The organism is Phycicoccus mangrovi (genome assembly GCF_018729305.1).
Taxonomy (GTDB): Bacteria; Actinomycetota; Actinomycetes; order Actinomycetales; family Dermatophilaceae; genus Phycicoccus; species Phycicoccus jejuensis.
The window spans coordinates 376,571-401,812 of sequence record NZ_JAHHWP010000008.1 but is presented as its reverse complement, the minus strand read 5'-3'; the positions used below and the strand labels follow the sequence as shown (position 1 = coordinate 401,812).

The following is a 25,242-nucleotide window of genomic DNA, read 5'->3' as shown; positions in this document are numbered from 1 at the left end:
ACCCTGCCATGCGCGAGGATGGGCCCGATGTCCCGCACGCTCGTGGCGTTCCACGCCCATCCCGACGACGAGGCCCTCCTGACGGCCGGCACGATGGCGAAGGCCGCCGCGGAGGGCCACCGGGTCGTGCTCGTGCTCGCCACCGACGGCGGCGCGGGCCTGGCCGCCGACGACCTGCGCCGCGACGGCGGGCTCGGCACCCGCCGCCTGCACGAGGCCGAGCTCTCGGCCGCGGCGCTCGGGGTGGCCCGCGTCGAGTGGCTCGGGTACGCCGACAGCGGCTCCGGCCCGGAGCCCGAGCCGGACGCCCCGGGCCTCACCCGGTTCTGCCGGGCGCCGCTCGAGGAGGCCGCCGAGCGCCTGGCCGCCGTGCTGCGCACCGAGCGAGCCGACGTCCTGCTCTCCTACGACGTCAACGGCGGCTACGGGCACCGCGACCACCGGCGCGTCCACGAGGTCGCCGCCCGCGCCGCGGTCGTCGCCGGCACCCCGCGGGTCCTCGAGGCCACCGTCCCGCGCGACACGATCGTCCGCGCGATCCGGATGCTCACCCGGGTCTACCGCTTCCCCGCCGAGTTCGACCCGACGAGCTTCGAGCGCGCGTTCTCTGCGCGGCGCGACATCACCCACCGCGTCGACGTCCGCCGCCACGTCGCGGCCAAGCGGGCCTCGATGCGCGCGCACGCGTCGCAGGCCACCGGCGGCGGCGCGGCCGAGGTCGGCGCGGGCGGGCAGACCGGCGACCGCACCCTCGCGGCGTTCCTGCGCATCCCGCGTCCCCTCTACGATCTCGTCTTCGGGCGCGAGTGGTTCCGCGACCCGTCACGACCGGCAGGGGGACCCGTGGCCACCGACGTCTTCGAGGGGCTGCCGTGAGCGCGCCCTCCGCCACGGCGCACCGGCACGGCCGCCAGCTGCTCCAGTTCGGGCTCGGGCTCGCCCTCGCCGTCGTCCTCCTCGTCTGGGGCCTGCCGTTCTTCGCGAAGACCTCGTGGGGCGACATCTGGGACGTCATCCGCACCGTCCCGCCGCTGCACGTCATCGGCTTCCAGCTGCTCATGCTGCTCGGCCTGTACTGCTACACCTTCACCTTCACCGGGTCGCTGCGCGGGCTGACGCACGGCAAGGCGCTCATCATCAACCTCTGCGGCTCGTCCGTCTCGAACCTGCTGCCCGGCGGTGGCGCAGTCGGGCTGGCCGCCACCTACGCGATGTGCCGCTCGTGGGGGTTCTCGCGACGCGCGACGTCGACCTCGGCGATCGTCACCGGCGTCTGGAACGTCCTCGCCCGGATCGCGCTGCCGGTCGTCGCGATCCTCGTCCTCGTCGTCGGGGGCGTCACGCTGCCGCAGGCCCTCTCCGACCTCGCCGTCGCCGGCTCGCTCACCGGACTCGCCGTGATCGGCGCCGTCGCCGGGATGCTCGCGAGCGAGCGGGTGGCCCAGCGGGCGGGGGCGCTCATCGACCGCGCGCTGCGCCCGCTCGTGCGACGGCGCCGGCCGGACTCGACCATGAGCGTCGCGGACCTCGTGAGCGACCTGCGCAGCCGCATCATCGACGTCGTCCGCTGGCGCTGGTGGTCGATGACCCTCGGGATGGTCGGCTTCTTCGGCGCGTACTACGTCCTGTTCGTCCTCGTGATGCGCGAGACGGGGGTCATGCTCCCACTCAACCTGCTCTTCGCGGCGTACGCCATCGGCCGGTTGCTCACAGCCGTCGGCATCACGCCCGGCGGGGTGGGCGTCACCGAGGCCGCGACGACGATCGTCCTCGTCGGGTGGGGCGCCGGCAACGCCGAGGCGACGGCCGGCGTCGTGCTCTTCTCGATCATCACCCACCTCATGGAGGTGCCCCTCGGCGGGCTCGGGTGGCTGCTGTGGTCGCTCAGCGCCAAGTCCGAGCCCCCCGCCGAGGGCGAGGAGCCGGTCTTCGCCCGACCCGCCTGAGGGGTTCTCGGGCGCGGGTCAGCCGGCGAGGAAGGCCGCGACCGCGCCGTGCAGCGCCGCGAGGTCGTCGACGTGCACGAGCTCACGCGTCGAGTGCATCGAGAGCAACCCGACGCCGATGTCCAGGGTCGGGATGCCGAGCCGGGTCGCCGCGATCGGGCCGATCGTCGAGCCGCCGGGGATGCTGTTGGGGTTGACGTAGTGCTGGAACGTCACGCCGGCGCGGTCGCAGGCGGCGGCGAAGAGCGCCTCCCCCCGGGCCTCGGTCGTGTAGCGCTGGCGGGCGTTGACCTTGAGCAGCGGGCCGCCGCCTGGGCGCGGCCGGTTCGTGGGGTCGTGCTTCTCGGGGTGGCCCGGGTGGACGAGGTGCCCGGCGTCGCTCGAGAGCAACCACGAGGCGCGGAAGGCCCGCGCCACCTCGGAGCGCCCGGCGCCGAGTCCCTCGAGGACCCGGCCGAGCACGTCCTCGAGGAACGGTCCGCCGGCGCCGGTCACGGAGTCCGAGCCCACCTCCTCGTGGTCGAACGCGGCGAGCACGGGGATGTGGTCGGTGTCGGGCGCGTCGAGGAGGGCGCGCAGGCCGGCGTGGACGCTCGTGAGGTTGTCCATCCGCCAGGACGCCAGCAGGTCGCCGCGGGCGCCGATCCGGGCCGGCTCCTGGGTGTCGGCGAGGAAGAGGTCCCAGGCGACGGCGTCACCGACGAGCTCGCGCAGCCAGTGGGCGGCGTCGTCGGGGCCGGGGCCGTCCGCCGTCCCGACGACCGGCAGGAGCTGGCGCTGCACGTCGGGGGCGAAGCCGTCGTTGACCGCGCGGTCGAGGTGGATCGCGAGGTGCGGGATGCGCGCGACCGGGCCGGAGCGGACGAGGCGCGTGCTGCCGTCGGCGTCCACGACGCGGCCGGCGACGGCGAGGTCGCGGTCGAACCACGACGGGAAGGTCGGGCCGCCGTAGACCTCGACGTTGAGGCGCTCCCAGCCGTGCTCGCGCACGACCGGGTTCGGCTTGAGGCGGAAGGTCGGGCTGTCGGTGTGCGCGCCGAGGATGCGGAAGGGCGTCGTCGCGCCGGCCCCCTCGGGGACGCGCCAGGCGATGACCGCGCCGTCCCGGACGACGACGTACGCACCGGGCGCGCTCGGCCAGGCCTGCGTCTCGTCGAGCTCGGTGAACCCGCCCGCGACGAGGTGGTCACGGGCGACGGCGGCGGCGTGGAAGGCCGTCGGCGACGCGATGACGTACTCGGCGAAGGCGGCGGCGACGGCGTCCGGGGTGCTCTCACTCACCCGGCCATCCTGTCAGCCGCGCCCGTCACGCACCCGCCCCACCCCGTCCCGGCGCCGGCTACACCGCAGTAAGTGTCGCCACAGCAGCAGTTACTGCGGCGTAGCCCGCGATGGGGGGGCGCGGGTGGGTCAGCGGGCGCCGACGAGGCGGCGCACCTGACGCTCGCGGGCCTGCGTCGCGAGGGGGTCGTCGAGCTCGGCCGGCTCGAAGGGGCGCCCGGTCGCGCGCTCGGCGGCGACGGCGATGAGCGCGTCGGAGACCATCGGGTTCGCGGGCAGCAGCGGGCCGTGGAGGTAGCTTCCGATGACGTTGAGGCGGCGCGCGCCCTCGGTGCCGTCCTCGCCGTTGTTGCCGTGCCCGGCGAGCACGCGCCCGAACGGCTCCTGGCCGCTGCCGAGCACGGTCGAGCCGGAGTGGTTCTCGTAGCCGACGACCCGGCCGAGCTCGGTCTCGAGGCAGACCGGCCCGATCATCCGCTTGTCGTTGCCGCGGGTCGTCACGTCGAGGATGCCGAGCCCGGGCAGGACCTGGCCGCCGACGGTGTGGAAGCTGTTGCCGAAGAGCTGGTACATCCCGCAGATCATGAGCATCGGGACGCCGTCCTCGGCGAGCGACTTCAGGGTCGGGCCGATCGCCGCGAGGTCGGCCTCCACCCGGGCCTGGCCGGAGTCCTGGCCGCCGCCGCCGGTGAAGAGGTGTGCGTCGCGCCGGAAGTCGCTGCCCGGGTCGTGGAGGACGACCTCGGCGGTGTACCCGTGCCGGCGGATCCGCCCGGCGAGCGCGTGCGTGTTGCCGCGGTCGCCGTAGATGCTCATCTCGCGCGGGTAGAGGTGGACGAGGGTGATCGTCCCCTTGCTCGTCCCGGCCGGCTCGTGGCGCTCGGTCGTGCTCATGCGGGCGTCTCCTCCCCGAAGCGGTCGAGGCCGTGGCGGGCGGCGAGGGTGCGCCGCAGCGCCATCATCGCCGTGTAGGTGCAGAAGATGCGCTTGGGCTCGTCCGGGTGGGTCGCGAGCAGGGCGTCGAGCGCCTCGTCGAGGTCGGGGACGACCCGGTCGGTGTGGACGTCGTCGTAGTGCAGGCGCAACGCCATGTCGTAGGCGCGCACCCCGCTCGTCAGGGCGACGCCGCGCTCGCGCAGGCTCGCGAAGCTCACGTCGTAGAGCCACGAGACGTCACGGCCGTCGGCGTCGTTGTCGTTGATGGCGACCATCGTCGCGACGGGCGTCGTGCCGTACGTGCTGAGGGCGACGCCGAAGCCCGCCGGGTTCTTGACGAGGACGAGCTCGAGCGGCTGGCCGTCGACCATGACGACCTCGCCGCGCCCGAACGGCGGGCGCACGGCCGCGAGCGCCTCCGCGGCGGTGGCGGCGTCGAAGGCGTCGCCGAGCAGCAGGCGAGCGGTCGTCGTGGCGGCGGTGGCGTTGATCATCGCCGCGAGGCCGCGCTGCTGGAGGGTGACCGGGCCGACGACGACGTCGTCGAACACGACGTCGAAGGCGCGCTCGTCGATGGGGCGCAGGCGGGCGTCGCCCGGACCGGGCTCGTACGTCGTCGGCTCGTCGTCGAAGCGTGCGTCGTGCTCGGTCAGCTCGGGCAGCCGGTCGGCGATGGACGCGTCGAGCCCGAACCAGCGCACCGGCACGTCGACGGCGCCGGCCGCCCGGGAGATGAACGGGTCGTCGGCGTTGGCGACGACGCCCTCGGTGCTCGCGGCGCCGAGCCGCGCGAGGAGGTCGGCGGTGTGGTCGATCTCGGCGAACCGGTCGAGCTGGTCGCGCGCGACGTTGAGCAGGAGCGAGTGGGTCGGCGGGACCTCGGCAATGAAGCGCATCGCGTGGGCCTCGTCGAGCTCGACGACGGCGAGGTCGCTGCGCAGGCGGCCGCTGACCGGCAGCTGCGGGAGCATCTCGGAGAGCACACCGCGGGTGAAGTTCGAGCCCGTCGGGTTCGTGAAGACGGTGCGACCGTGGGCCCGCAGGAGCGCGACGAGCATCTTCGTCGTCGTCGTCTTGCCGTTGGTGCCGCTGACGACCACGATGCCGCCGCGGACGTCGGCGAGGGCGTGCCGGAGGATGCCCGGGTCGATCCGCTCGGCGACGAGGCCCGGGAAGGCCGACCCTCCGCCCCGGCGGCGGGCGAGGGCTCGCGCGGTCTTGCCCGCGACGACGGCGGCGGCCGTTCTCAACACGCGGCCAACCCTAGCCAGAGACGCCGCCGAGCCCCGCATCCGACCCCGGCCCCCGGGCGCCTCGACTTTTCGGGGTCACCCCGAAATGTCCACGAGACCCCGGTTCGGAACCGGGGTCTCGTCGACGAACCGGGGTCTCGGGCCGACGCCCCGCCCGGATGGCGCCGGCCGGTCAGCCGGGCAGGTGCGCGTCGAGCCAGCGGACGACGTCCTCGGTGACCTCGTCGCGGTTGGTCTCGTTGAACAGCTCGTGCCGGGCGCCGGGGTACAGCGTGCAGGTGACGTCGGTCAGCCCGGCCTCGCGGTACTGCTGCGCGACGGCCCGGGGGCCCTTGCCGCCGTCGCCGACCGGGTCGGCGTCGCCGCTGACCAGGAGCACCGGCAGGTCGCGGCGCACCCGCGCGACCTTCTTCGGGTCGTTGATGCCGGCCAGCCCGCCGAGCAGGTCGACGAAGAACCCGGAGGTGAAGGTGTTGCCGCACAGCGGGTCCGCGACGTAGGCGTCCACCTCGTCGGGGTCGCGCGAGAGCCAGTCGAAGTCGGTCCGGGTGGGCTTGAAGGCGGCGTTGTACTGGCCGAAGGTCAGCTTGTCCATCAGGGCGCTCTGGTGCCGGCGCCCGCGCAGCCGGGCCTCACCGGCGGCCACCGCCGCCCCCACCTTGCCCAGCAGGCCGGGGTCGCCGGCGGTCCCGGACAGGACGAGCCCCGCGAGGCCGCTGGAGTCCTCGACGACGAGCGAGCGGCTGAGGAAGGAGCCCATCGAGTGCCCGAGGAGGAAGACCGGCAGGCCGGCGTGCTCGGCGCGGGCGTCGGCGATGACCGCGCGCAGGTCGGCGACGACGGTCCCCCATCCCCCGCGGTCGGCGAAGTAGCCGTGGTCGGCGGCCGACGCGGTGCGCCCGTGCCCGCGGTGGTCGGGGGCGTGGACGGCGTAGCCCGCGGCGGTCAGCGCCTCGGCCAGGCGCGCGTACCGGGCGGAGTGCTCGGCCATCCCGTGCGCCACGACGACGACGCCGCGCGCGTCACCGTCCGGCAGCCAGCGGTGGACGAAGACGGCCGTGCCGTCGGTGGCGGTGACGCTCGTCGTCGAGCTCTCCATGGATGACCGTCCTCGGGGGTGGGTTACCGGCGGGTACTGCCGCCCAGCCTGCCACGCCGCGCCCCGCTCGGGGAGCGCGTCCCGCGGGTCACTCCCACTCGATGGTGCCGGGCGGCTTGCTCGTGACGTCGAGCACGACCCGGTTGACCTCGCGGACCTCGTTGGTGATGCGCGTCGAGATCTTCGCGAGCACGTCGTAGGGGATGCGGGTCCAGTCGGCCGTCATCGCGTCCTCGGACGACACCGGCCGCAGGACGACCGGGTGTCCGTAGGTGCGCCCGTCGCCCTGGACGCCGACCGAGCGGACGTCGGCGAGCAGCACGACCGGGCACTGCCAGATCTCACGGTCGAGGCCGGCGGCCGAGAGCTCCTGGCGGGCGACCTGGTCGGCGGCGCGGAGGATGTCGAGGCGCTCGCGGGTCACCTCGCCGACGATGCGGATGCCGAGGCCGGGGCCCGGGAACGGCTGGCGCCAGACGATGCCCTCGGGCACGCCGAGCTCGAGGCCGACCTGGCGCACCTCGTCCTTGAAGAGCAGCCGCAGCGGCTCGACGAGGCTGAACTGGAGGTCGTCCGGCAGGCCCCCGACGTTGTGGTGGCTCTTGATGTTCGCCGTGCCGGTGCCGCCGCCGGACTCGACGACGTCCGGGTAGAGCGTGCCCTGGACGAGGAACTCGACCGGGTGCTCGCCCTCGTGCGAGCCGACGATGTCGCGCGCCGCCTGCTCGAAGACGCGGATGAACTCGCGGCCGATGATCTTGCGCTTCTCCTCGGGGTCGCTGACCCCGGCGAGCGCGGAGAGGAACTGCTCGGAGGCGTCGACGGTCACGAGGTCGACGCCGGTCGCGGCGACGAAGTCCTGCTGCACCTGCTCGGCCTCACCGGCGCGCAGCAGGCCGTGGTCGACGAACACGCAGGTCAGCTGGTCGCCGACGGCGCGCTGGACGAGCGCCGCGGCCACCGACGAGTCGACCCCGCCGGAGAGGCCGCAGATGGCCCGCTTGTCGCCGATCTGCTCGCGCACGGCGCCGACGAGCTCCTCGACGACGTTCGCCGCCGTCCACGAGCCCGAGAGGCCGGCGCCCTTGCTGAGGAAGTTCTCGAGCACGCGCTGCCCGAACGTCGAGTGCATGACCTCGGGGTGCCACTGGACGCCGTAGAGCCGGCGCTCGTCGTCCTCGAAGCCGGCGACGGGGGCGCCGGCCGTCGTGGCCGTCACGCGCATCCCGGCCGGGGGCTCCTCGACCGAGTCACCGTGGCTCATCCACACCGACTGGTCCGACGGCTGGCCGTTGAAGAGCGTCGAGCTCGTGTCGGTGATCGTCGCGGGCGTCGCGCCGAACTCCGAGAGGCCGGTGCGGGCGACGCTGCCGCCGAGCGCGAGGGCCATCGCCTGGAAGCCGTAGCACATGCCGAAGACCGGGACACCGGCCTCGAGCACGGCCGGGTCGAGGCGCGGGGCGCCCTCCTCGTACACCGACGACGGCCCGCCGGAGAGGATGATCGCCGAGGGCTGCTTCGCGAGCATCTCGTCGGCCGACATCGAGCTGGGCACGACCTCGCTGAAGCAGCTGGCCTCGCGCACGCGCCGGGCGATCAGCTGCGCGTACTGCGCGCCGAAGTCGACGACGAGCACGGGCCGGTCGGCGAGGTGGATGGGCTCACCCCCCTCGACCACGGCGTGGGAGGGGTCGACGGGCGAGGGGTCGGCGGGCAGCTCCGGGGCGTCGCTCACGGCGTCAAGGCTATCGGCGCGCGGCGGCGAGGCTCGCCTCGACCTCGCCGGCGACCCTGCGCTCCACCCAGAAGGAGAGGAACGGCACGCAGCCGGCGAGCATCACGAGGACCATCTTCCCGAGCGGCCAGCCGACCTTGAAGCCGAGCAGCGCGGTCGCGACGAGGTAGACCATGTAGATGAAGCCGTGCGGCTGCGGCCACCAGTACAGCGGGTTGTCCTGGCCCTTCATCTGGAAGCCGTAGGACAGGACCATCTCGACGACGAGCACGAGCAGCCCGATGCCGACGATGAAGGCCATCACCTTGAAGAAGGTGAGGCGGGGGCGGACGGCGTCGACGTCCTCGGGGGCGATCGCGGTGCCGGCGCGGCCGGCCTCAGGAGTGCTCACGGGCTCCATTGTCACCCGCCGTCGCGACGACGGGTGCAGCGGTCCGCTCGTGCGCCTCGCGCACCATCCGCCACCACAGCCAGAGCGCGAACGCGGCGAAGACCCACCACTGGACGGCGTAGGCGGCGTTGCGCCAGGTGACGCCGGTCGGCGCGAGCGGGGTCGGGACCTTGGTCAGCTGCGGGCCGGTGGCCGGGCGCTCGGCGGACAGGAAGACGAAGGCGTTGTAGAGGTCGCCCGACCAGGTGTTGACGAGCACCGAGGTGTCGACGGAGGCGATCTCGCCGGGGCCGGGGGTCACGGCGTCGGTCGGGGACTCGGAGGGGGCGAGACCGCCCTCGAGCGTCAGGGTGCCGGTGGGCGGGGCGCCGGCCTGCGCGGGGTCGGTGACGAAGCCGCGGAGCACCGGCAGGGTGCCGCCGGTCGCATCGACGAGGAAGGGGGTGACGACCCACGAGCCGGCGCGGCCGTCAAGGCGCCGGTCGGGGACGAGGACCTGTCCGTCGACGTAGTGGCCGGTGACGGTGACGGGCCGTGACGACAGCTCGCCGGGGAAGGGCTCGTGCGGGCCGAGCACCTCGGTGAGCGCGGCCGGCTTCGCGGCGCGGGCCGCCTCGACGGCCTCGCGCTGGGCGTTGCCCTCGGCCACCCCGAGCTGCCAGCGGCCGAGCTGGACGAACACGACGCCGACGACGAGGACGAGCCCGAGCAGCCCGAGGAACCTCGGGGTCAGGGCCGTCCGCAGCACGCTCCCGAGGGTACGTGAGCCGGCTGGACGCCCGGTCCGGCGGCCGGGCGAGCCGCCGAGGGGAGGCGACACGCAGGCCGGCGGCCGGCATCCTCTGCGTGTCGCCTCCTCTCGATGCGGGCCGGCGTGCGGGTGACTGGGCGCGCAGCAGGCGGCGGCCCGGGACACGAGCTCGTCCACGAGACGCCGGAACCGAGCCGGGGTCTCGTGGACATTTCGGGGTGACCCCGAAATGTGGAGGCGCGAGGGGGTGTTGGGGCTCGTGTGAGCAGCAGCCCGGACGCCCGCGTCGTCACCGCCCTGCACGTCGCCCCGGGGCGCCGGCTGCCGATGCGCGCCCTCGCCGCCGTGGACGCGGAGGCGGGCGCCGGCCTCGTCGGCGACCGGTACCACGGCTCCCGCCACCGCCACGTGACCGTGCAGTCCGCCGAGCAGCTCGCCGAGGCGGCCGCGCGCCTCGGCGAGCCGGTCCCGCCCGAGGGCACCCGGCGCAACGTCACCGTCTCGGGCGGCCGCGTCGTCTCCGTGCCGGGCGCCCGCGCCCGCCTCGGCGCGACGCTGCTCGAGGTCGTCCGCGTGGCGGCGCCCTGCCGCATCCTCGACGACGAGGTGGCTCCCGGGGCCGCGGCCGCCCTGCACGACCGCGCCGGCACCGTCTTCCGGGTGGTCGAGGGCGGGCGCATCGCCGTCGGCGACGCCTACGAGGAGCTGCCCTTCGACCCGGCCGAGGCCGCCGAGCGCGCCGCCCGCTCCCGCGCCGCCGCGACGCCTCCGCGCGCACACCGCCTGCCCTGACCGAAAACCGTTGGCTCGAGCGCCGACCCGGCCTCTAGCGTGGAGAGCACCATGCCGACGCACCCCTCCCCCTGGTCGTACGGTGTGCGACCCGACGACCTGCCGCCCACCGGCGCCGACCGCCTCCTCGTCTGGCTCGCACGCCGTCAGTGGCGCACCCTCGTCGCGGGCGCCTGCTTCGGCATCCCGTGGATGCTCTCCGTCGCGCTCGTGCCGGCCGCCGTCGGCCGCGCCGTCGACGACGGCATCGTCGCGCGCGACGGCCGCGCCCTCGTGCTCTGGTCGCTCGCGGTCGTCGGCCTCGGCCTCGTCTCCGCCGCGGCCGGCAACGGGCGCCACCTCTTCGCGGTCCGCAACTGGCTGACCGCCGCGTTCCGCGCGGGCACCGTCGCCGACCTCGCCGTCCGCCGCGCCGGGCCGGCGCTCACCCGGCGGATGCCCGCCGGCGAGGTGCTGGCCAGCTTCACGAGCGACTTCGGCCGGATGGGCCACAGCTTCGACGTCTTCGCCCGCTTCATGGGGGCCGTCGTGTCGTTCGTCGTCGTCGCGGTCATCCTCCTGCGCGGCTCCGTCCTGCTCGGGCTCATCATGCTCGTCGGCGGTCCGCTGCTCGTCGCGTCGCTCGCGTTCGTCATGAAGCCGCTCCAGCGCCGCCAGACCGCCCAGCGCGAGGAGGCCGGCCGGCTCACCGCGCTCGGCGCCGACACGGTCTCGGGGCTCCGCGTGCTGCGCGGCATCGGCGGCGAGGACACCTTCCTCGAGCGCTACCGGAGCCAGTCGCAGACCGTGCGCCGGGCCGGTGTCCGGGTCGCCGGCACCCAGGCGACCCTCGACGCCGCCCAGGTCCTGCTGCCCGGGATCTTCGTCCTGGTCGTCACCGGGGTCGGCGCGCACCTCGCCGTCGACGGGCGGATCAGCGCCGGCCAGCTCGTCGCCTACTACGGCTACACCGCCTTCCTCACCATCCCGCTGCAGACCGCCGTCGAGATGGCCGACAAGCTCATCACGACGCGCGTGGCGGCGCGCCGCATCTCGCGCATCCTCGCCGTCGAGCCCGACCACCCGGTCGGCCCGCTCGAGTCGGACTCCGGCGCAACGGTTCCCGCGGGCACGCTCGTCGACCCCACCTCGGGCGTCGTCGTCGAGCCGGGGCGCCTGACCGCCCTCGTCGCCGCCCGCCCCGAGGACACGGCCGCCGTCGCGACCCGGCTCGGCAGGGCGGTCGCGGGCCGGCACGGCGTCACGTGGGGCGCCACGGCGCTCGACGACCTCGCCGTCGCCGACGTGCGCCGGCTCGTGCTCGTCTCGCAGCCCGACCCCCGCCTCTTCAGCGGTCCCCTGCGCGAGGCCCTCGGCGGCCCGGACGACGACGCCCGCCGGGCCGCGCTCGACGTCGCCGACGCGGCCGACGCCCTCGCCGCCGTCGAGGGCGGCCTTGACGGCGACCTCGAGGAGCGGGGCCGCTCGCTCTCCGGCGGGCAGCGCCAGCGCCTGGCCCTGGCCCGCGCCCTCCTGCGCGACCCCGAGGTGCTCGTCCTCGTCGAGCCGACGAGCGCGGTCGACGCGCACACCGAGGCCCGCATCGCCGAGCGCCTCGCGGCGCACCGCGCCGGCCGGACGACCGTCGTCGTCACCGCGAGCCCGCTGCTGCTCGACCGCGCCGACGTCGTCCACCTCGTCGAGGACGGCGAGGTCGTCGCGACCGGCACCCACCGGCAGCTCTCGCGGGAGTGCCCGGCCTACCGGTCGGTCGTCGTCCGCGGGGAGGAGGACTGATGTCGCCCCTGCGCGGGAACACCGACCACGCGCGCCGGACCCTGCCCATCGCGCCCGGGCCGGTCGTGCGCGCCCACGTGCGCGTCCTGCTGCGCGAGCACCGTGGGGCGCTCGGCCTCGTCCTGCTCTGGCACCTGCTGGCGGCCGTCGTCGGGCTCGCGGCGCCCTGGGTCGTCGGCCAGGTCGTCGGGCTGGTGACGACCGGCCGCGCGAGCATCGACAGCATCGACGTGCTCGTCGGCCTGCTCGCCGCCGCGCTCGTCGCCCAGACCGCGACGACGTGGGTGGCGCGGCGCAGCTCGTTCGTGCTGTCCGAGCAGGTCTTCGCCCGGCTGCGCGAGGACTTCGTCGCCTCGGCCGTGCGCCTGCCCCTCTCGACCGTCGAGCGGGCCGGCACCGGAGACCTGCTCGCCCGCACGACGAACGACGTCGACGCCATCAGCTACGTCATCCGCTTCGGCGTGCCGACGATGGTCGTGTCCGTGACGACGGTGCTCGTCACGGGCGTGGCGACCGTCGTGGCGTCGCCCCTGGCGGCTCTCCCCCTGCTGTTGACACCACTCGTGTGGTTCCTCCCGACCCGCCGCTACCTGCGTCTCGCCGGCCCCGGCTACCTGTGGGAGCACGCCTCGTACGCACGCCTCAACGGGGTCGCGGCCGAGACCGTCGAGGGCGCCGCGACCGTCGACGCCCTCGGGCTCCAGGCCGAGCGCGGCGCGCGCTTCGACGAGGCGCTCGCCGAGGCCCACGACGCCGAGCGCTACACGATCGGGCTGCGGCTGCGCTGGTTCCCGTGGCTCGAGGTCGGCTTCTTCGCGCCGGTCGCCGGCGCCCTGCTCTGGGGCGGCTGGCTCGCGTGGGAGGGCGTCGTCCCGGTCGCCACCGCCACCGCGGTCGTCCTCTACGTCCAGCGGCTGCTCGACCCGCTCGGCGAGCTCATCGAGCTGCTCGACGAGATCCAGTTCGCGGCGACCTCGATGTCGCGCATCCTCGGCGTCGGCGAGGTCCCGGCCGACCGGGTCGCCACCGGCGCGAGCCCGGAGGGCGAGGACCTGTCGGTCGAGCACGTCCGGTACGCCTACCGGGAGGGGCAGGACGTCCTCCACGGCGTCTCGCTCGACCTGCGCCCCGGGGAGCGGCTGGCCGTCGTCGGCCCGTCCGGGGCCGGCAAGTCGACGCTCGGGCGCCTCCTCGCGGGGGTCGACGGCCCCCGCACCGGCCGCATCACGGTCGGTGGCGTGCCGCTCGTCGACCTCGAGCTCGACGCCCTGCGCGGCGAGGTCGCCCTCGTCACGCAGGAGCACCACGTGTTCGTCGGCACCCTCGCCGAGAACCTGCGGCTGCCCCGCCCCGCGGCGGACGACGACGAGCTGCGCGCGGCGCTCGACGCCGTCGACGCCCTCGACTGGGCGCAGGCCCTCCCCGAGGGGCTCGCGACCCGCGTCGGCTCCGGTGGGCACCCGCTGACCGAGGCGCAGGCCCAGCAGGTGGCGCTCGCCCGGCTGGTCCTCGCCGACCCCCACACGCTCGTCCTCGACGAGGCGACCTCGCTGCTCGACCCGCGCGCGGCGCGCCACCTCGAGCGTTCGCTCGGCGCGGTGCTGACCGGCCGGACCGTCGTCGCCATCGCCCACCGGCTGCACACGGCGCACGACGCCGACCGGGTGGCGGTCGTCGACGACGGACGGGTCCGCGAGCTCGGCACGCACGACGAGCTCGTGGCGGCCGACGGCGACTACGCCGCCCTGTGGCGCTCCTGGCGCGACGAGGGCTGAGCGAGCCCGGTCAGTCGCGGGCGGACGCGGTCTCCGGCGCCTCGTCGTCGTCGGTCGGCGGCTGGTAGCGAGGGTGGAAGTGCGCGGGCTCCTCGCCCGCCTCGACGGCCCGCCGCTGGCGCACCCGGCGCACGACGAGCCAGACGAGCACGAGCAGGAGGACGGCGACGACGCCGCGGCTCACCGGCGAGACGTACTGCTCGACGACGTCGTAGTTCTCCTGGAGGCGAAAGCCGAGCGCGATGAAGGCAGCGTTCCAGATGCCGCTGCCCACGGCCGTCAGGGTGAGGAAGCGCGGCAGGGGCATCTGGTCCATCCCGGCCGGGACCGACACGACGGACCGGATGAAGGGGATGAACCGGCCGACGAGGACGACCACCGAGCCGTGCCGGTCGAAGAACCGGAAGCCCCGGTCGAGGTCCTTCTGCCCGAAGAGGAGGAACCAGCGCTTGCCGGCCAGCTGGTAGAGCCGCTCGTAGCTGAGGGCGTAGCCGACCCAGTAGAGGACCGCGGCGCCGAGGAGCGAGCCGATCGTCGCGCACACCCAGGCGAGGGGGGCGTTGAGCCGGCCGTCGGCCGCGGCGAACCCGGCGAACGGCAGGATCACCTCCGACGGGATCGGCGGCAGGATCGTCTCGAGGGCGATGAGCCCGCCGACCCCGACCTCGCCGACGGACCCGATGATGTCGACGACCGGACCGGTGATGCTCTCCACGGGGACAACGCTACGGGAGGTCGACGACCCCGCCGGACGTCGCGACGCCCACCGGTCGGTGACGGACGTCGGCGGCCGTCACCCGGCGAGGGTCAGCACGACCCGGACGGGACCACCCTCGGCCAGCCCCTCGGCGGCCCGGACGGCCTTCTTGACGGGCAGGACGTACGCGGCCTGCTCGGCCGACGGGAAGAGGCTCGTCAGCCAGATGGTGCCACCGACCCGCACGCGCACCCGGACCGACCCGAAGCCGCCGGCCGCGTCCCCGACCGCCTCGTCGACCTCGTCGCTCACCTGCGCCGGCACCGTGACGAAGTGCCACGAGCCGTCACGCCACCGCCACAGCGTCGCCTCGAAGGACCAGGTCCGCTCGTCCGCCACGACGGCCATCATGGCGCGGCCCACCGACGAGCGGCCCGCGCACCGGCGTCCGGCGTCCGCGGGTCAGGGCGAGGGGACCTCGTGCACCGCCGACGGGCCGGCGATGGGCAGGTCGCCGGCGCCCGCGGGCGTGGCGAGGAGCAGGACCGAGACGGCGCTCGTCGCGGCGATGGCGGCGACGAGGCGCGCTCCGAGCGGGCCGAGGCAACGGCGATCGCCGTACGCACCGGGGGTGGCCCGGTGGTGCGGGGGCTGGAACACGACGACCTCCGGCGACGGACGACTGGGGTCCCGCCACGGTAGGACCAGGACGCCTGCGGGCGCGCGCCGTGTCCCCACGGGACGGACGATCAGCCGGGACGACCGGCCGTTCGGTCAGCCCGCCACCCGAACGGGTGCCCCGGTGGTGGCGGAACGGCCGCGGCGCGCCGCCTTGACGTCCGCGCCCGCGAGGAGCTCGGACTGGGTCGGACGACGGTCCGGCTCCCCCGCCGCCGGCCACGCGGACATCGCGAGCTCGGCCTGCGCCGTGATGGTCAGCGACGGGTTGACCCCGAGGTTGGCCGAGACCGCCGAGCCGTCGAGCACCGAGACCCCGGGGTGACCCCAGACGCGCTGGTGCCGGTCGAGCACCCCGGTCTCCGGCGACGCGCCGATGGGGACGCCGCCGAGGAAGTGCGCGGTCATCGGGACGTCGAGGACCTCGGGCCACGAGCCTCCGGCCACCGTGTACTCCCCTGTCGTGGAGGCGATCCGGCCGGCCAGCGCCTCCATCGCCCGGTGCCCCTGCGGGATGTACGTGGGGTTCGGCTCGCCGTGCCCCTGCTGCGAGGTGAGGACCCGGCGCCCGAGCCGCCGGCGCAGCGAGACGCGAATCGAGTTGTCGCGGCTCTGCATGACGAGGCCGACGACCATGCGCTCGCTCCACCGGCGCGCCGTCGGCTGCATCCGCAGCAGCGGGCGCGGGTCGCGCGCGACCATCCGCACGAACTCGCGCCAGCGCGGGTGGCCCGTGCCGCCGGGGACGGCGAGGGTCGCGAGCAGCCCCATCGCGTTGGAGCCGACGCCGTAGCGGCAGTTCTCGACGTGCGTGTCGGCGTCGACGTGGAAGCTCGTCGTGATGGCGACGCCGCGGGTCAGGTCGACGTCGCGGGGCGCGTGCTGGGTCATCGCGCCGACGAGCGCCTCGGAGTTGGTGCGCGTCAGGTGGCCGAGTCGCGGTGAGAGGGAGGGCAGCTCGCCCTCGTCGCGCATCGCGTGCAGCAGCGTCTGCGTGCCCCACGTCCCCGCGGCGACGACCACGCGCCGGGCCGTCACGACCCGCCGGTCGCGGCCGCCCCGTGGGCCGGTGCGCTCGTGGAGGACGCGGTACAGGGGCTCGCCGTCGCCGCCGTCGGAGCCCGGTACCGGCCCGAGGCGCGTGACGGTGCGCATCGGCCGGATCTCGACCCCGAGCCGCTCGGCGAGGGCGAGGTAGTTCTTCATCAGCGTGTTCTTCGCGCCGACGCGGCAGCCGACCATGCAGTTGCCGCACTCGATGCAGCCGGTGCGCCGCGGGCCGGCGCCGCCGAAGAAGGGGTCGTCGACCGTCTCGCCGGGCTTGCCGAAGTAGACGCCGACCGGGGTGTGCCGGAACGTGTCCGCGACACCGAGGTCCTCGGCCGCGCCGCGCATCGCCCGCTCGACGGGGCCGTCGCAGCGGTTGGTGACGACCCCGAGCATCCGGCTCGCGGTGTCGTAGTGCGGCGCGAGCTCGGCCTCCCAGTCGGCGAGGTCGCGCCACTGCGGGTCGCGGTAGAACGCCGACGGCGGGCGGTAGAGGGTGTTCGCGTAGTTGAGCGACCCGCCGCCGACCCCGGCCCCGGCGAGGACGACGACGTCGGGCAGCCGGTGGATGCGCTGGACCCCGTAGCAGCCCAGGCGCGGCGCCCAGAGGAAGCGGCGCAGGTCCCAGGAGGTGCGGGCGAAGTCCTCGTCCTCGAAGCGCCGGCCGGCCTCGAGCACCAGGACCCGATGGCCCTTCTCGGCTGCCCGCAGCGCGGCGACCGAGCCGCCGAACCCCGACCCGATGACGACGACGTCGACGTCCGGCTCCGCGCCCGGGGACGTGCTCACGGCAGCCTCGCCGCCCGCATCGCCCGGAGCGCCCCGGTCAGGGCGGAGGCGTAGCGGGCGCCGCGCAGCCCCGGGAGGTCCGCGACGTTGACGAGCCCCTGGACGGTGACGTTCTGGGCCTCGGTGTACTTGAGGATGCCCTCGCGCCCGTGCCGGCGGCCGAGCCCGGAGGCCTTCATCCCGCCCATCGGGGAGCCGATGCTCCCCCACGCCGCGGCGTAGCCCTCGTTGACGTTGACCGTGCCGGCCTGGATGCGGGCGGCGAGCGCGCGGCCGCGGCGGACGTCACGCGTCCAGACCGAGGCGTTGAGGCCGTACTCGGTGTCGTTGGCGAGGGCGACGGCGGCGTCGTCGTCGGCCACCCGGTAGAGCGAGACGACCGGCCCGAAGGTCTCCTCGTCGCGGCAGGCCATCGCGGAGGTCACGCCGGCGAGGACCGTCGGCTCGACGACGTACGGCCCGATCTCGGGGCGCGCCCGACCGCCGGCGAGCACCGTGGCGCCCTTGGCGACGGCGTCGTCGACGTGCCCGAGCACGCGCTCGAGCTGCGCCGGCCCGACGAGGCTGCCCATGTCTGCGTCCCAGTCGAGGGCGGTCGAGAGCCGCAGGCCCGCGACGGCGTCGAGGAAGCGGCCGACGAACTCGTCCGCGACGGCCTCGTGGACGAGGAGCCGCTCGGCGCTGACGCACAGCTGGCCGGCGGAGGCGAAGCAGGCGCGCAGCACGCCGGGCACGGCGCGGCGCAGGTCGGCGTCGTCGGCGACCAAGACGGCGTTCTTGCCGCCGAGCTCGAGGCTCGCGCCGACGAGGCGGCGCCCGGCCGCGGCGGCGACCTCGCGGCCGGTCGCGGTGGAGCCGGTGAAGCACACGTAGTCGGTCTGGGCGACGACGGCCCGGCCGGTCTCGCCGGGGCCGAGGACGACCTGGACGAGGTCGTCCGGGAAGCCGGCCTCGACCATGAGGGCGACGGCGGCGAGCGCCGTGAGCGTGCCCTGCGGGTCGGGCCGCAGGACGACGGCGTTGCCCGCGAGCAGCGCCGGGAGGGCGTCGGTCACCGCGAGGCTCAGCGGGTAGTTCCACGGCGAGACGATGCCGACGACGCCCTTGGCGCGGTGGTGCTCGGTGCTGCGGGTCAGCAGCGGGAAGACGCCGAGGTGGCGCTGCGGTGCGAGGTGGCCGGGGCCGCGACGCGCGTAGTGCCGGCAGACGATCGCGACGTCGGCGACCTCCTCGAAGGCGTGGCTGCGCGCCTTGCCGGACTCGAGCTGCACGAGGTCGAGCAGCTCGGTGCGCCGCTCGAGCACGAGGTCGTGCAGGGCGAGGAGCAGCCGGGAACGCTGCGCGAGCGGGACACCCGCCCAACGGCGCTGCGCGGCACGTGCCCGGGCCACCGCGACGGTGACGTCGGCGGCGGTCGACGTCGGCAGCGTCGCGAGCGGCGCGCCGGTCATCGGGGTGTGCGTCGTCAGCGGCTCCCCCGAGGCGACGACGCGCGCGGTGAGGGCGCGCACCCGCGCCGGGTCGACCGCGTAGGTGGCGCGGGGGTCGGTCTCCGGGTCCACGATGACGTCGGGCATTACCGCAGGGTAACCACCGGCCGCGCCGTCGTCACCTGCTCCGGCGAAGCCCCCGGTCAGCGGCGTCGCGGGCGCCGTCTCCCCGGGGCTGCGACCCCGGGGAGACGTGCTGGACGGTGGTCAGGACGCGAGCATGGCCGTCATCTCGTCGATCTCGCGCTGCTGGGTCTCGATGACGGCGGCGGCGAGCTCGCGGGTGCCCTCGTGGCGTCCGGCGCGCAGGACGTCCTGGGCCATCTCGATGGCGCCCTCATGGTGCTCGACCATCATCGTCAGCCAGCGCCGGTCGAACGCCGCGCCCTTCAGCGACGCGAGCTCGGCCATGTCGCCCTCGGACATCATCCCGGTCATCGAGTGACCCATCGAGCCCGTGCCGGAGGTGGAGCCGGCACCCCAGGAGTCGAGCCAGCCGCGCATCCGGTCGATCTCGGGCTGCTGCTCCTGCTCGATGCGCTGCGCGAGGTCGCGCAGGGCGGGGTCGTCGGAGCGGGAGGGGACGAGCTCGGCCATCTCGAGGGCCTGCTCGTGGTGCGGAACCATCATCATCGAGAACATGACGTCGGCCTGGTCGTGGCCGGCGGAGGGGTCGGCCGAGGTGGCGGCGCCGCTCGTGGGGTGCATCGACCCCTGGCGCATCGGGCTGCCGGCGGTGACGTCGTGGTCGCCGGAGCAGCCGGCGAGGGCGAGCGCGAGCACGGCGCCCGCGGCGGACAGGGCGCGACGGCGCGTGGTGGTGGACATGGGGGACTACCTCTTCTCTGCGGGGACGTGCGGGACGGGAGCCGGGGTCGGCCTAGGTCCGCGAGACGCAGAGGAGGTGTCGGAGCGGGGCGGGGGGAGGGGCGCGGGTTGCCCGGTGCCCCGGGTGGCGGAGGCGGTGAGGGGCCCGTGGGCCGGTCACGGGGGTCGAGCGGAGGCCGAGGAGGGCCAGCACGAGCCCGGCGGTGACGACGGCGAGGCACATCCCGAGGAGGGAGCTGGGGTCGGTGCCCGCCACGTCGCGCGCGAGCACCGCCGCGGCCGTCGCGACGACGTCGGTCGTCGCCGCGCCCTGGACGTGCTCGGCCACCGCGTCGGCCATCGGCATCGCCGGCATCACTGCCATCGCCGACGTCGCCGACATCGAGGGCATGGCGGCCATCGGTGCGCCGTCGTGCCCGGCGTGGTCGGCCCCGCCGTCGGAGCAGAGCAGGAGCACGTGCATCGCGAGGACCCCGGCCAGCAGCGGCAGGAGCAGCGCGGCGCGGAGGGCACGCCGAGGACCGGCCACGGGCGGAACGGTCCTCATACCCCCCGAGGGTACCCGCTCACGCTCGGGCAGCACGCTCTACCCGGGAACCCTGCGCCTTCCCGGGGAACGGTTCCCGGGTGCAGCGCGGCCGTATCGGGTCACCCGATACGCGCGTGACGGATGGGACGGACCGTGCCCAGGCCGGGCCGTCGCCGAGCGGGTGCGCGTCAGCTGCGCTGGTAGGGCGCGACGACGACCTCGACGCGCTGGAACTCCTTGAGCTCGAGGTAGCCCGACGTCGCCATCGCGCGGCGCAGTGCGCCGACGAGGTTGGTCGTGCCGTCCGCGACGCGGCTGGGGCCGAAGAGGACCTCCTCGAGCGGCGCGACGGCGCCGACGTGCACGCGGTGGCCGCGCGGCAGCTCGGGGTGGTGCGCCTCGGCGCCCCAGTGGAACCCACGGCCGGGGGCGTCGGTGGCACGCGCCAGGGCGGCCCCGAGCATCACGGCGTCGGCGCCGCAGGCGACGGCCTTGACGATGTCGCCGCTCGTGCCGACCCCGCCGTCGGCGATGACGTGCACGTAGCGGCCTCCGGACTCGTCGAGGTAGTCGCGGCGGGCGGCGGCGACGTCGGCGATCGCGGAGGCCATCGGGGCGTGGATGCCGAGCGTCACGCGGGTCGTGTGCGCCGCGCCGCCGCCGAAGCCGACGAGGACGCCGGCCGCGCCGGTGCGCATGAGGTGCAGGGCCGCGGAGTACGAGGCCGCGCCGCCGACGATGACCGGCACGTCGAGCTCGTAGATGAAGCGCTTGAGGTTGAGCGGCTCGGCGCGCCCGGAGACGTGCTCGGCCGAGACCGTCGTGCCACGGATGACGAAGAGGTCGACCCCGGCGTCGACGACGGTCTTCCACAGCTGCTGGGTGCGCTGCGGGGTCAGGGCGCCGGCGACCGTGACGCCCGCGGCGCGGATCTCGCGCAGCCGCTCGGTGACGAGCTCGGGCTGGATCTCGGCGCGGTAGATCTCCTGCATCCGCTGCGTCGCGAGCGCGGGGTCGAGGGTCGCGATCTCCGCCAGCAGCGGCGCCGGGTCCTCGTAGCGGGTCCACAGGCCCTCGAGGTCGAGCACCGGCAGGCCGCCGTGCTGACCGAACGCGATGGCCGACTGCGGCGACATCACCGAGTCCATCGGGGCGGCGATGACCGGCAGGTCGAAGTGGTACGCGTCGATCTGCCAGCCGGTGGACACCTCCTGGGGGTCGCGCGTGCGCCGCGAGGGCACGATGGCGATGTCGTCGAAGGAGTACGCCCGGCGACCGCGCTTGCCACGGCCGATCTCGATCTCGGTCACCCGCGCAGCCTACCGACGTCCGCATCGGCCGTTCGGCCCGCTCCCCCGTGACCGGGAAGACCGGGGCACCGGAAATGGTTACCTGCCTGTCGGTGGGCTGCGTCACACTGGTCCACGGCACCGTCGCCACCCGCCCGTGCGGGTCCGGCGACCTCTCGCCGCCCGGCGCGGCCACCCGCCTCTCGACCCGACATGGAGCCCACGTGTCAACAGCAGCACCCGCCCCCGCGGCGCCCCCGGAGTATCCCGAGAAGATCGACGCCGCGGTCCTCAAGATCGCGGGCGTCGTCGTCCTCGGGGCGATCATGTCCATCCTCGACATCACCGTCGTCAACGTCGCGCTGCGCACGCTGCAGCAGGACTTCGCGGTCGACGGCGTGCCGCTCGACTACTCCACCGTCGCGTGGACCGTCACCGGCTACACCCTCGCGCTCGCCACGGTCATCCCCCTCTCGGGGTGGGCCGCCGACCGCTTCGGCACCAAGCGCCTCTACATGACGGCCGTCGCGCTGTTCACCGCCGGCTCGGTCCTGTGCGCCGCCGCGACGAGCATCGAGATGCTCGTCGCCTTCCGTGTGCTCCAGGGCCTCGGCGGCGGCATGCTCATGCCGCTCGGCATGACGATCATGACCCGGGCCGCCGGCCCGAAGCGGATGGGCCGGCTCATGGCCGTCCTCGGCATCCCGATGCTGCTCGGCCCGATCTTCGGCCCGATCCTCGGCGGCTGGCTGATCGACCACTTCAGCTGGCACTGGATCTTCCTCATCAACCTGCCGATCGGCCTGCTCGCCCTCGGGTACGCCTTCTTCGCACTCCCGGCCGACCGCCCGCACCCGTCCGAGTCGCTCGACTGGCGCGGCGTGCTCATGATGTCGCCCGGCCTCGCGCTCTTCCTCTACGGCGTCTCCTCGATCCCGGAGCAGGGCGGCGTCGGCCACGCCAAGGTCCTCGTCCCCGGCATCGTCGGTGTCGTCCTCATCGTCGCGTTCGTGCTCTACAGCTTCCGTCCGCAGCACCCGCTGCTCGACCTGCGGCTGTTCCGCAACCGCAACCTCACGGTCGCGATCATCACGATGTTCATCTTCGCGGCGGCGTTCTTCGGCGGGCTGCTCCTCATCCCCCAGTTCCTCCAGCAGGTGCAGGGCGAGACGCCGCTCTCGGCGGGCTGGATCCTCGCCCCGCAGGGCCTCGGCGCGATGCTGACGATGCCCGTCGCCGGCGCCCTCGTCGACCGCTTCCCGGTCGGCCGGATCGTGCCGTTCGGGCTGCTGCTCATCACCGGCGGCATGTTCGCGCTGACCCAGATCGAGGCCGACTCCTCGCACTGGGGCTTCATCATCCCGATCCTCTTCGTCATGGGCCTCGGGATGGGTGGCACGATGATGCCGATCATGACCTCGGCGCTCAAGACGCTCAACCACCACGAGGTCGCCCGCGGCACGACGCTGCTCAACATCACGCAGCAGGTCGCCAGCTCGATCGGCGTCGCGATCTTCTCGGTCATCCTCACCAACGCCTTCAAGGACCGGCCGCTCGTCGGCCAGGGCGGGCTCTACCTCGAGACCCTCCAGACCAAGGGTCCGGAGGCCGCGCAGGGCGTCCTCGCGCAGGTCCCGCTCGTCGGGCAGTTCCTCCAGCAGCAGGCCGGCGACCCGCAGGCGGCCGTCGCGGCCCTCGGGGCGCGGGTCGCGGAGGTCGCGGCCGACGCCTACGCGCACACCTTCTGGTTCGCCGCGGGCTTCGTCACCCTGACGCTCGTCTCGGCCGCGTTCCTGCCGCGCAAGCACGAGGAGTCGCACCTCCTCGAGGGCGCGGACGCCGACGAGGTGGCGCCCCCGGTCGTCATCCACTGACGCACCCCGCCCCACCCGTGCCGATGCCGGCCCCGCAGCCCGCGGGGCCGGCATCGGCCATGCTGGGGGCGTGCGACCCGGGACCCACAACGCGATCACCGACGTCGACGGCGTCCTCGTCGGCCACGCCACCCGCGACGAGCCGGGCTGGCTGACCGGCGTCAGCGTCGTCCTGCCGCCGCCGGGGACGGTCGGCGGCGTCGACGTGCGCGGCGGCGGGCCGGGCACCCGCGAGACCGACCTCCTCGACCCCGCGAACGCGGTCGACGCCGTCGACGCTGTCGTCCTGGCCGGCGGCAGCGCCTTCGGGCTGGCCGCCGCCGACGGGGTGGCCGACGCCGTCTGGGCGGCGGGTCGCGGCTGGCCGGTCGGGCCGGGCCCGGACGAGCGGGTGCCGATCGTCCCGTCGGCCATCGTCTTCGACCTCGGACGGGCCGGGGTCTGGCGGCACCACCCGGGGCCGGCCGACGGTGCGACCGCGCACGCCGCCGCGGCGTCGGGCCCCGTGGTGCAGGGGTCGGTCGGTGCGGGCACCGGGGCGCGGGCCGGCGGCCTGCGCGGCGGGGTGGGGACGGCGTCCGCGGTGCTGGCGTCGGGGGTGACGGTCGGGGCGCTCGTCGTCGTCAACGCCGTCGGGTCGCCGCTGGCCGCCGACGGGTCGCTGCTCGGGGCGGCGTGGGCGCTCGGCGACGAGCTCGGGGCGGTACCCGCGCCGTCACCCGCGGCGCTGGAGCGTCACCTCGCCGCCCGGCGCGCCGAGGTCGAGGCCATCCGCGCCGGCCGGGCCGAGGCGCCGCGTCCCGGGCGCGCCACGACGCTCGCGGTCGTCGCCACCGACGCGGCCCTCGGCAAGGCCGGGTGCCGCCGGCTCGCCACCGTCGCGCACGACGGGATGGCCCGCGCGCTCTCGCCCGTGCACACGGCCTTCGACGGCGACACCGTCTTCACCCTCGCGACCGGAGCCCGCCCGGCCCCGGACCCGTTCGACCTCGTCGAGCTCCACGACGCCGCCGCGGGCTGCGTCACCCGGGCGATCGTCCACGCCCTGCTCGCCGCCGACTCCGTCGACCGGTGCGGGGACGGCGGGATGGCCGCCCTCTCCTGGCGCGACGCCCTCACCACCCCCTGACTCCCCCGTGCAGCAACTGACGAATGTGTCGATTTCTGCACACCCGCTCACCGGTAGACCGTGCAGCAACTGACGAATGTGTCATTTCTGCACACCCACCTGACCGGAAGCCCGTGCAGCAACTGACGAATGTGTCAATTCCTGCACACCCACCTGACCGGAAGCCCGTGCAGCAACTGACGAATGTGTCGATTCCTGCACACCCGCCTGACCCCGGCCGGGCGGGCGGCGTCAGCGCAGGCGGGTCGCGAGGATCGCCGCGAGCCGGTTCATCTGCTCGACGTGCGCCGCGTCGCCGTCGGTCTGCACGACGGCCGGCCCCTGGCCGACGGTGATGATCGCGACGGCGTACCCGTCGACGATGCCCATCTGCCGGGTCTCCGACGACGGCGTGAGCCAGCCGCCCTTGAACGTCGACGCGCCGATCGTCCCGAGGCCCCAGCGGTGCTGCGGGATCGGGCGCATCTGCTCGAGGAGGAACGCGCTCGCCTCGGGGCTGACGACCCGGCCCGCCGCGAGTGCCGCCATGAAGCGCACCTGCTCCCGCGGGCTCCACGACATCGCGCCCTGGCTGCGGTCCGGCGCGACCGTGCTCGTGTCCCCGATCGAGCGCAGGACAGCGGTGATGGCCGCACCGGGGCTGCCCGGGATGCGCTCGCGGACGGCGACGACCGCGTCACCGTCGCTCGCGGTGAGCGCGGCCCGGATCCAGCCCCGCTCGGTCGACGGGATGCGCGACGGGTCGCCGTCGACGACGGTGTCAAGGTAGGCCGCGACGACGAGCACCTTGGACGTCGACCACGCCTTCGTCGAGCCCACCGAGCCCTCCGACCGCACGGCCGAGGGGTCCGACAGCGGCGCCCAGACGACCTGGTTGCGGGTGTCGCCGACGAGGCTCGCCGACCCCGCCTTCCCCGACGTCCCGGAGGCGCCGGCGGCGGGCGACGAGCCCGTGGGTGTGACCGGCGTCGGGCGGGGGACGGCGCTCACGAGGCCGCCCTCGACCGGCACCGGTGAGGGGGTCGGGGCCCGCTCGGGCAGCGCCGGCCCTGACCGGGTGGCCGCGCGCGACGGCTCGGCCGAGCCGTCCGCGCTGCCGCAGCCGCCGGCCAGCGCCGCGACGAGCAGCGGCAGGAGGACGAGGACACGGCGCATCC

23 protein-coding genes are annotated in these 25,242 nt (G+C 74.9%); 7 read left to right on the top strand and 16 right to left on the bottom strand.

From position 1 onward, the window contains the following. The first annotated feature begins 18 nt into the window (after window positions 1-18). Complete coding sequence (locus KMZ30_RS06655) at window positions 19-876, top strand: PIG-L deacetylase family protein (RefSeq protein WP_215512534.1); 858 nt, start codon at window positions 19-21, stop codon at window positions 874-876. Next, window positions 873-1,946 carry a lysylphosphatidylglycerol synthase transmembrane domain-containing protein gene (locus tag KMZ30_RS06650; protein WP_308279683.1) on the top strand — a complete coding sequence of 358 codons (1,074 nt, stop codon included), beginning with the start codon at window positions 873-875 and terminating at the stop codon, window positions 1,944-1,946. The genes KMZ30_RS06655 and KMZ30_RS06650 overlap by 4 nt, the downstream gene beginning before the upstream one ends. A gap of 18 nt (window positions 1,947-1,964) precedes the next feature. Here the strand turns inward: KMZ30_RS06650 and KMZ30_RS06645 are convergent, their stop codons facing one another. The 7 genes from KMZ30_RS06645 to KMZ30_RS06615 all read right to left on the bottom strand — a co-directional run bounded on the left by KMZ30_RS06645 (window position 1,965) and on the right by KMZ30_RS06615 (window position 9,389). Further along, window positions 1,965-3,227, bottom strand: a complete 1,263-nt coding sequence (locus KMZ30_RS06645; protein WP_215512533.1) for a M18 family aminopeptidase — start codon at window positions 3,225-3,227, stop codon at window positions 1,965-1,967. 129 nt (window positions 3,228-3,356) lie between these two features. Further along, window positions 3,357-4,121: a type 1 glutamine amidotransferase gene (locus tag KMZ30_RS06640; RefSeq protein ID WP_215512532.1), complete on the bottom strand. Its 765-nt coding sequence runs from the start codon at window positions 4,119-4,121 to the stop codon at window positions 3,357-3,359. Then, on the bottom strand, window positions 4,118-5,416 hold the full coding sequence (locus KMZ30_RS06635; RefSeq protein ID WP_308279682.1) for a MurT ligase domain-containing protein: 1,299 nt from the start codon (window positions 5,414-5,416) through the stop codon (window positions 4,118-4,120). The genes KMZ30_RS06640 and KMZ30_RS06635 overlap by 4 nt, the downstream gene beginning before the upstream one ends. Before the next feature lie 172 nt (window positions 5,417-5,588). Next, window positions 5,589-6,515 carry an alpha/beta hydrolase gene (locus KMZ30_RS06630; protein ID WP_215512530.1) on the bottom strand — a complete coding sequence of 309 codons (927 nt, stop codon included), beginning with the start codon at window positions 6,513-6,515 and terminating at the stop codon, window positions 5,589-5,591. Between the two features lie 88 nt (window positions 6,516-6,603). Further along, complete coding sequence (gene guaA / locus KMZ30_RS06625) at window positions 6,604-8,193, bottom strand: glutamine-hydrolyzing GMP synthase (protein WP_308279689.1); 1,590 nt, start codon at window positions 8,191-8,193, stop codon at window positions 6,604-6,606. 67 nt (window positions 8,194-8,260) lie between these two features. After that, window positions 8,261-8,641 carry a DUF3817 domain-containing protein gene (locus tag KMZ30_RS06620; protein ID WP_372449519.1) on the bottom strand — a complete coding sequence of 127 codons (381 nt, stop codon included), beginning with the start codon at window positions 8,639-8,641 and terminating at the stop codon, window positions 8,261-8,263. Then, window positions 8,628-9,389 (bottom strand): SURF1 family protein, encoded by a 762-nt coding sequence (locus tag KMZ30_RS06615; RefSeq protein WP_215512528.1) that lies wholly within the window; start codon window positions 9,387-9,389, stop codon window positions 8,628-8,630. Before KMZ30_RS06615 ends, KMZ30_RS06620 begins: the two co-directional genes overlap by 14 nt. A 264-nt stretch (window positions 9,390-9,653) precedes the next feature. On the opposite strand from KMZ30_RS06615, the gene KMZ30_RS06610 reads away from it, so the two are divergent. From KMZ30_RS06610 to KMZ30_RS06600, 3 genes are read left to right on the top strand one after another with little or no spacing between them, the layout of a single operon-like run. Continuing rightward, the gene (locus KMZ30_RS06610) at window positions 9,654-10,184 is read left to right on the top strand and encodes an MOSC domain-containing protein (protein WP_308279680.1); all 531 of its coding nucleotides are present in this window, start codon (window positions 9,654-9,656) and stop codon (window positions 10,182-10,184) included. 51 nt (window positions 10,185-10,235) lie between these two features. After that, window positions 10,236-11,960 (top strand): ABC transporter transmembrane domain-containing protein, encoded by a 1,725-nt coding sequence (locus KMZ30_RS06605; protein ID WP_215512527.1) that lies wholly within the window; start codon window positions 10,236-10,238, stop codon window positions 11,958-11,960. Then, window positions 11,960-13,735, top strand: coding sequence for an ABC transporter ATP-binding protein (locus KMZ30_RS06600; protein WP_215512526.1), 1,776 nt, complete (start codon window positions 11,960-11,962; stop codon window positions 13,733-13,735). Before KMZ30_RS06605 ends, KMZ30_RS06600 begins: the two co-directional genes overlap by 1 nt. A gap of 10 nt (window positions 13,736-13,745) precedes the next feature. On the opposite strand, the gene KMZ30_RS06595 is transcribed toward KMZ30_RS06600, so the two are convergent. From KMZ30_RS06595 to KMZ30_RS06560, 8 genes are all read right to left on the bottom strand, one after another. Then, complete coding sequence (locus KMZ30_RS06595; protein ID WP_215512525.1) at window positions 13,746-14,450, bottom strand: DedA family protein; 705 nt, start codon at window positions 14,448-14,450, stop codon at window positions 13,746-13,748. Between the two features lie 78 nt (window positions 14,451-14,528). Beyond that, window positions 14,529-14,831 carry a DUF1905 domain-containing protein gene (locus KMZ30_RS06590; protein ID WP_308279678.1) on the bottom strand — a complete coding sequence of 101 codons (303 nt, stop codon included), beginning with the start codon at window positions 14,829-14,831 and terminating at the stop codon, window positions 14,529-14,531. A 63-nt stretch (window positions 14,832-14,894) separates the two neighbouring features. Next, window positions 14,895-15,092, bottom strand: a complete 198-nt coding sequence (locus KMZ30_RS06585; protein WP_215512524.1) for a hypothetical protein — start codon at window positions 15,090-15,092, stop codon at window positions 14,895-14,897. A 114-nt stretch (window positions 15,093-15,206) separates the two neighbouring features. After that, the gene (locus KMZ30_RS06580) at window positions 15,207-16,946 is read right to left on the bottom strand and encodes a GMC family oxidoreductase (protein ID WP_215512523.1); all 1,740 of its coding nucleotides are present in this window, start codon (window positions 16,944-16,946) and stop codon (window positions 15,207-15,209) included. Then, window positions 16,943-18,523: a succinic semialdehyde dehydrogenase gene (locus tag KMZ30_RS06575; protein WP_215512522.1), complete on the bottom strand. Its 1,581-nt coding sequence runs from the start codon at window positions 18,521-18,523 to the stop codon at window positions 16,943-16,945. The genes KMZ30_RS06580 and KMZ30_RS06575 overlap by 4 nt, the downstream gene beginning before the upstream one ends. Before the next feature lie 120 nt (window positions 18,524-18,643). Beyond that, window positions 18,644-19,264 (bottom strand): DUF305 domain-containing protein, encoded by a 621-nt coding sequence (locus KMZ30_RS06570; protein WP_215512521.1) that lies wholly within the window; start codon window positions 19,262-19,264, stop codon window positions 18,644-18,646. A 52-nt stretch (window positions 19,265-19,316) separates the two neighbouring features. After that, window positions 19,317-19,793, bottom strand: a complete 477-nt coding sequence (locus KMZ30_RS06565) for a hypothetical protein (RefSeq protein WP_215512520.1) — start codon at window positions 19,791-19,793, stop codon at window positions 19,317-19,319. 188 nt (window positions 19,794-19,981) lie between these two features. Next, complete coding sequence (locus KMZ30_RS06560) at window positions 19,982-21,103, bottom strand: GuaB3 family IMP dehydrogenase-related protein (RefSeq protein WP_215512519.1); 1,122 nt, start codon at window positions 21,101-21,103, stop codon at window positions 19,982-19,984. Between the two features lie 203 nt (window positions 21,104-21,306). Here KMZ30_RS06560 and KMZ30_RS06555 point away from each other — a divergent pair, with 203 nt between their 5' ends. Beyond that, window positions 21,307-22,956 (top strand): DHA2 family efflux MFS transporter permease subunit, encoded by a 1,650-nt coding sequence (locus KMZ30_RS06555; RefSeq protein WP_308279677.1) that lies wholly within the window; start codon window positions 21,307-21,309, stop codon window positions 22,954-22,956. Between the two features lie 70 nt (window positions 22,957-23,026). Then, the gene (locus tag KMZ30_RS06550; RefSeq protein WP_215512517.1) at window positions 23,027-24,085 is read left to right on the top strand and encodes a P1 family peptidase; all 1,059 of its coding nucleotides are present in this window, start codon (window positions 23,027-23,029) and stop codon (window positions 24,083-24,085) included. A 231-nt stretch (window positions 24,086-24,316) separates the two neighbouring features. Here the strand turns inward: KMZ30_RS06550 and KMZ30_RS06545 are convergent, their stop codons facing one another. Further along, window positions 24,317-25,240 (bottom strand): serine hydrolase, encoded by a 924-nt coding sequence (locus KMZ30_RS06545; RefSeq protein WP_215512516.1) that lies wholly within the window; start codon window positions 25,238-25,240, stop codon window positions 24,317-24,319. Window positions 25,241-25,242 lie beyond the last annotated feature (2 nt).

Bases quoted from the DNA above. Each gene is read 5' to 3' on its own strand.
- KMZ30_RS06630 (WP_215512530.1), bottom strand. From the start codon at position 6,515: ATGGAGAGCTCGACGACGAGCGTCACCGCCACCGACGGCACGGCCGTC.
- KMZ30_RS06605 (WP_215512527.1), top strand. From the start codon at position 10,236: ATGCCGACGCACCCCTCCCCCTGGTCGTACGGTGTGCGACCCGACGAC.
- KMZ30_RS06655 (WP_215512534.1), top strand. From the start codon at position 19: ATGGGCCCGATGTCCCGCACGCTCGTGGCGTTCCACGCCCATCCCGAC.
- KMZ30_RS06545 (WP_215512516.1), bottom strand. From the start codon at position 25,240: ATGCGCCGTGTCCTCGTCCTCCTGCCGCTGCTCGTCGCGGCGCTGGCC.
- KMZ30_RS06600 (WP_215512526.1), top strand. From the start codon at position 11,960: ATGTCGCCCCTGCGCGGGAACACCGACCACGCGCGCCGGACCCTGCCC.
- KMZ30_RS06640 (WP_215512532.1), bottom strand. From the start codon at position 4,121: ATGAGCACGACCGAGCGCCACGAGCCGGCCGGGACGAGCAAGGGGACG.
- KMZ30_RS06575 (WP_215512522.1), bottom strand. From the start codon at position 18,523: ATGCCCGACGTCATCGTGGACCCGGAGACCGACCCCCGCGCCACCTAC.
- KMZ30_RS06570 (WP_215512521.1), bottom strand. From the start codon at position 19,264: ATGTCCACCACCACGCGCCGTCGCGCCCTGTCCGCCGCGGGCGCCGTG.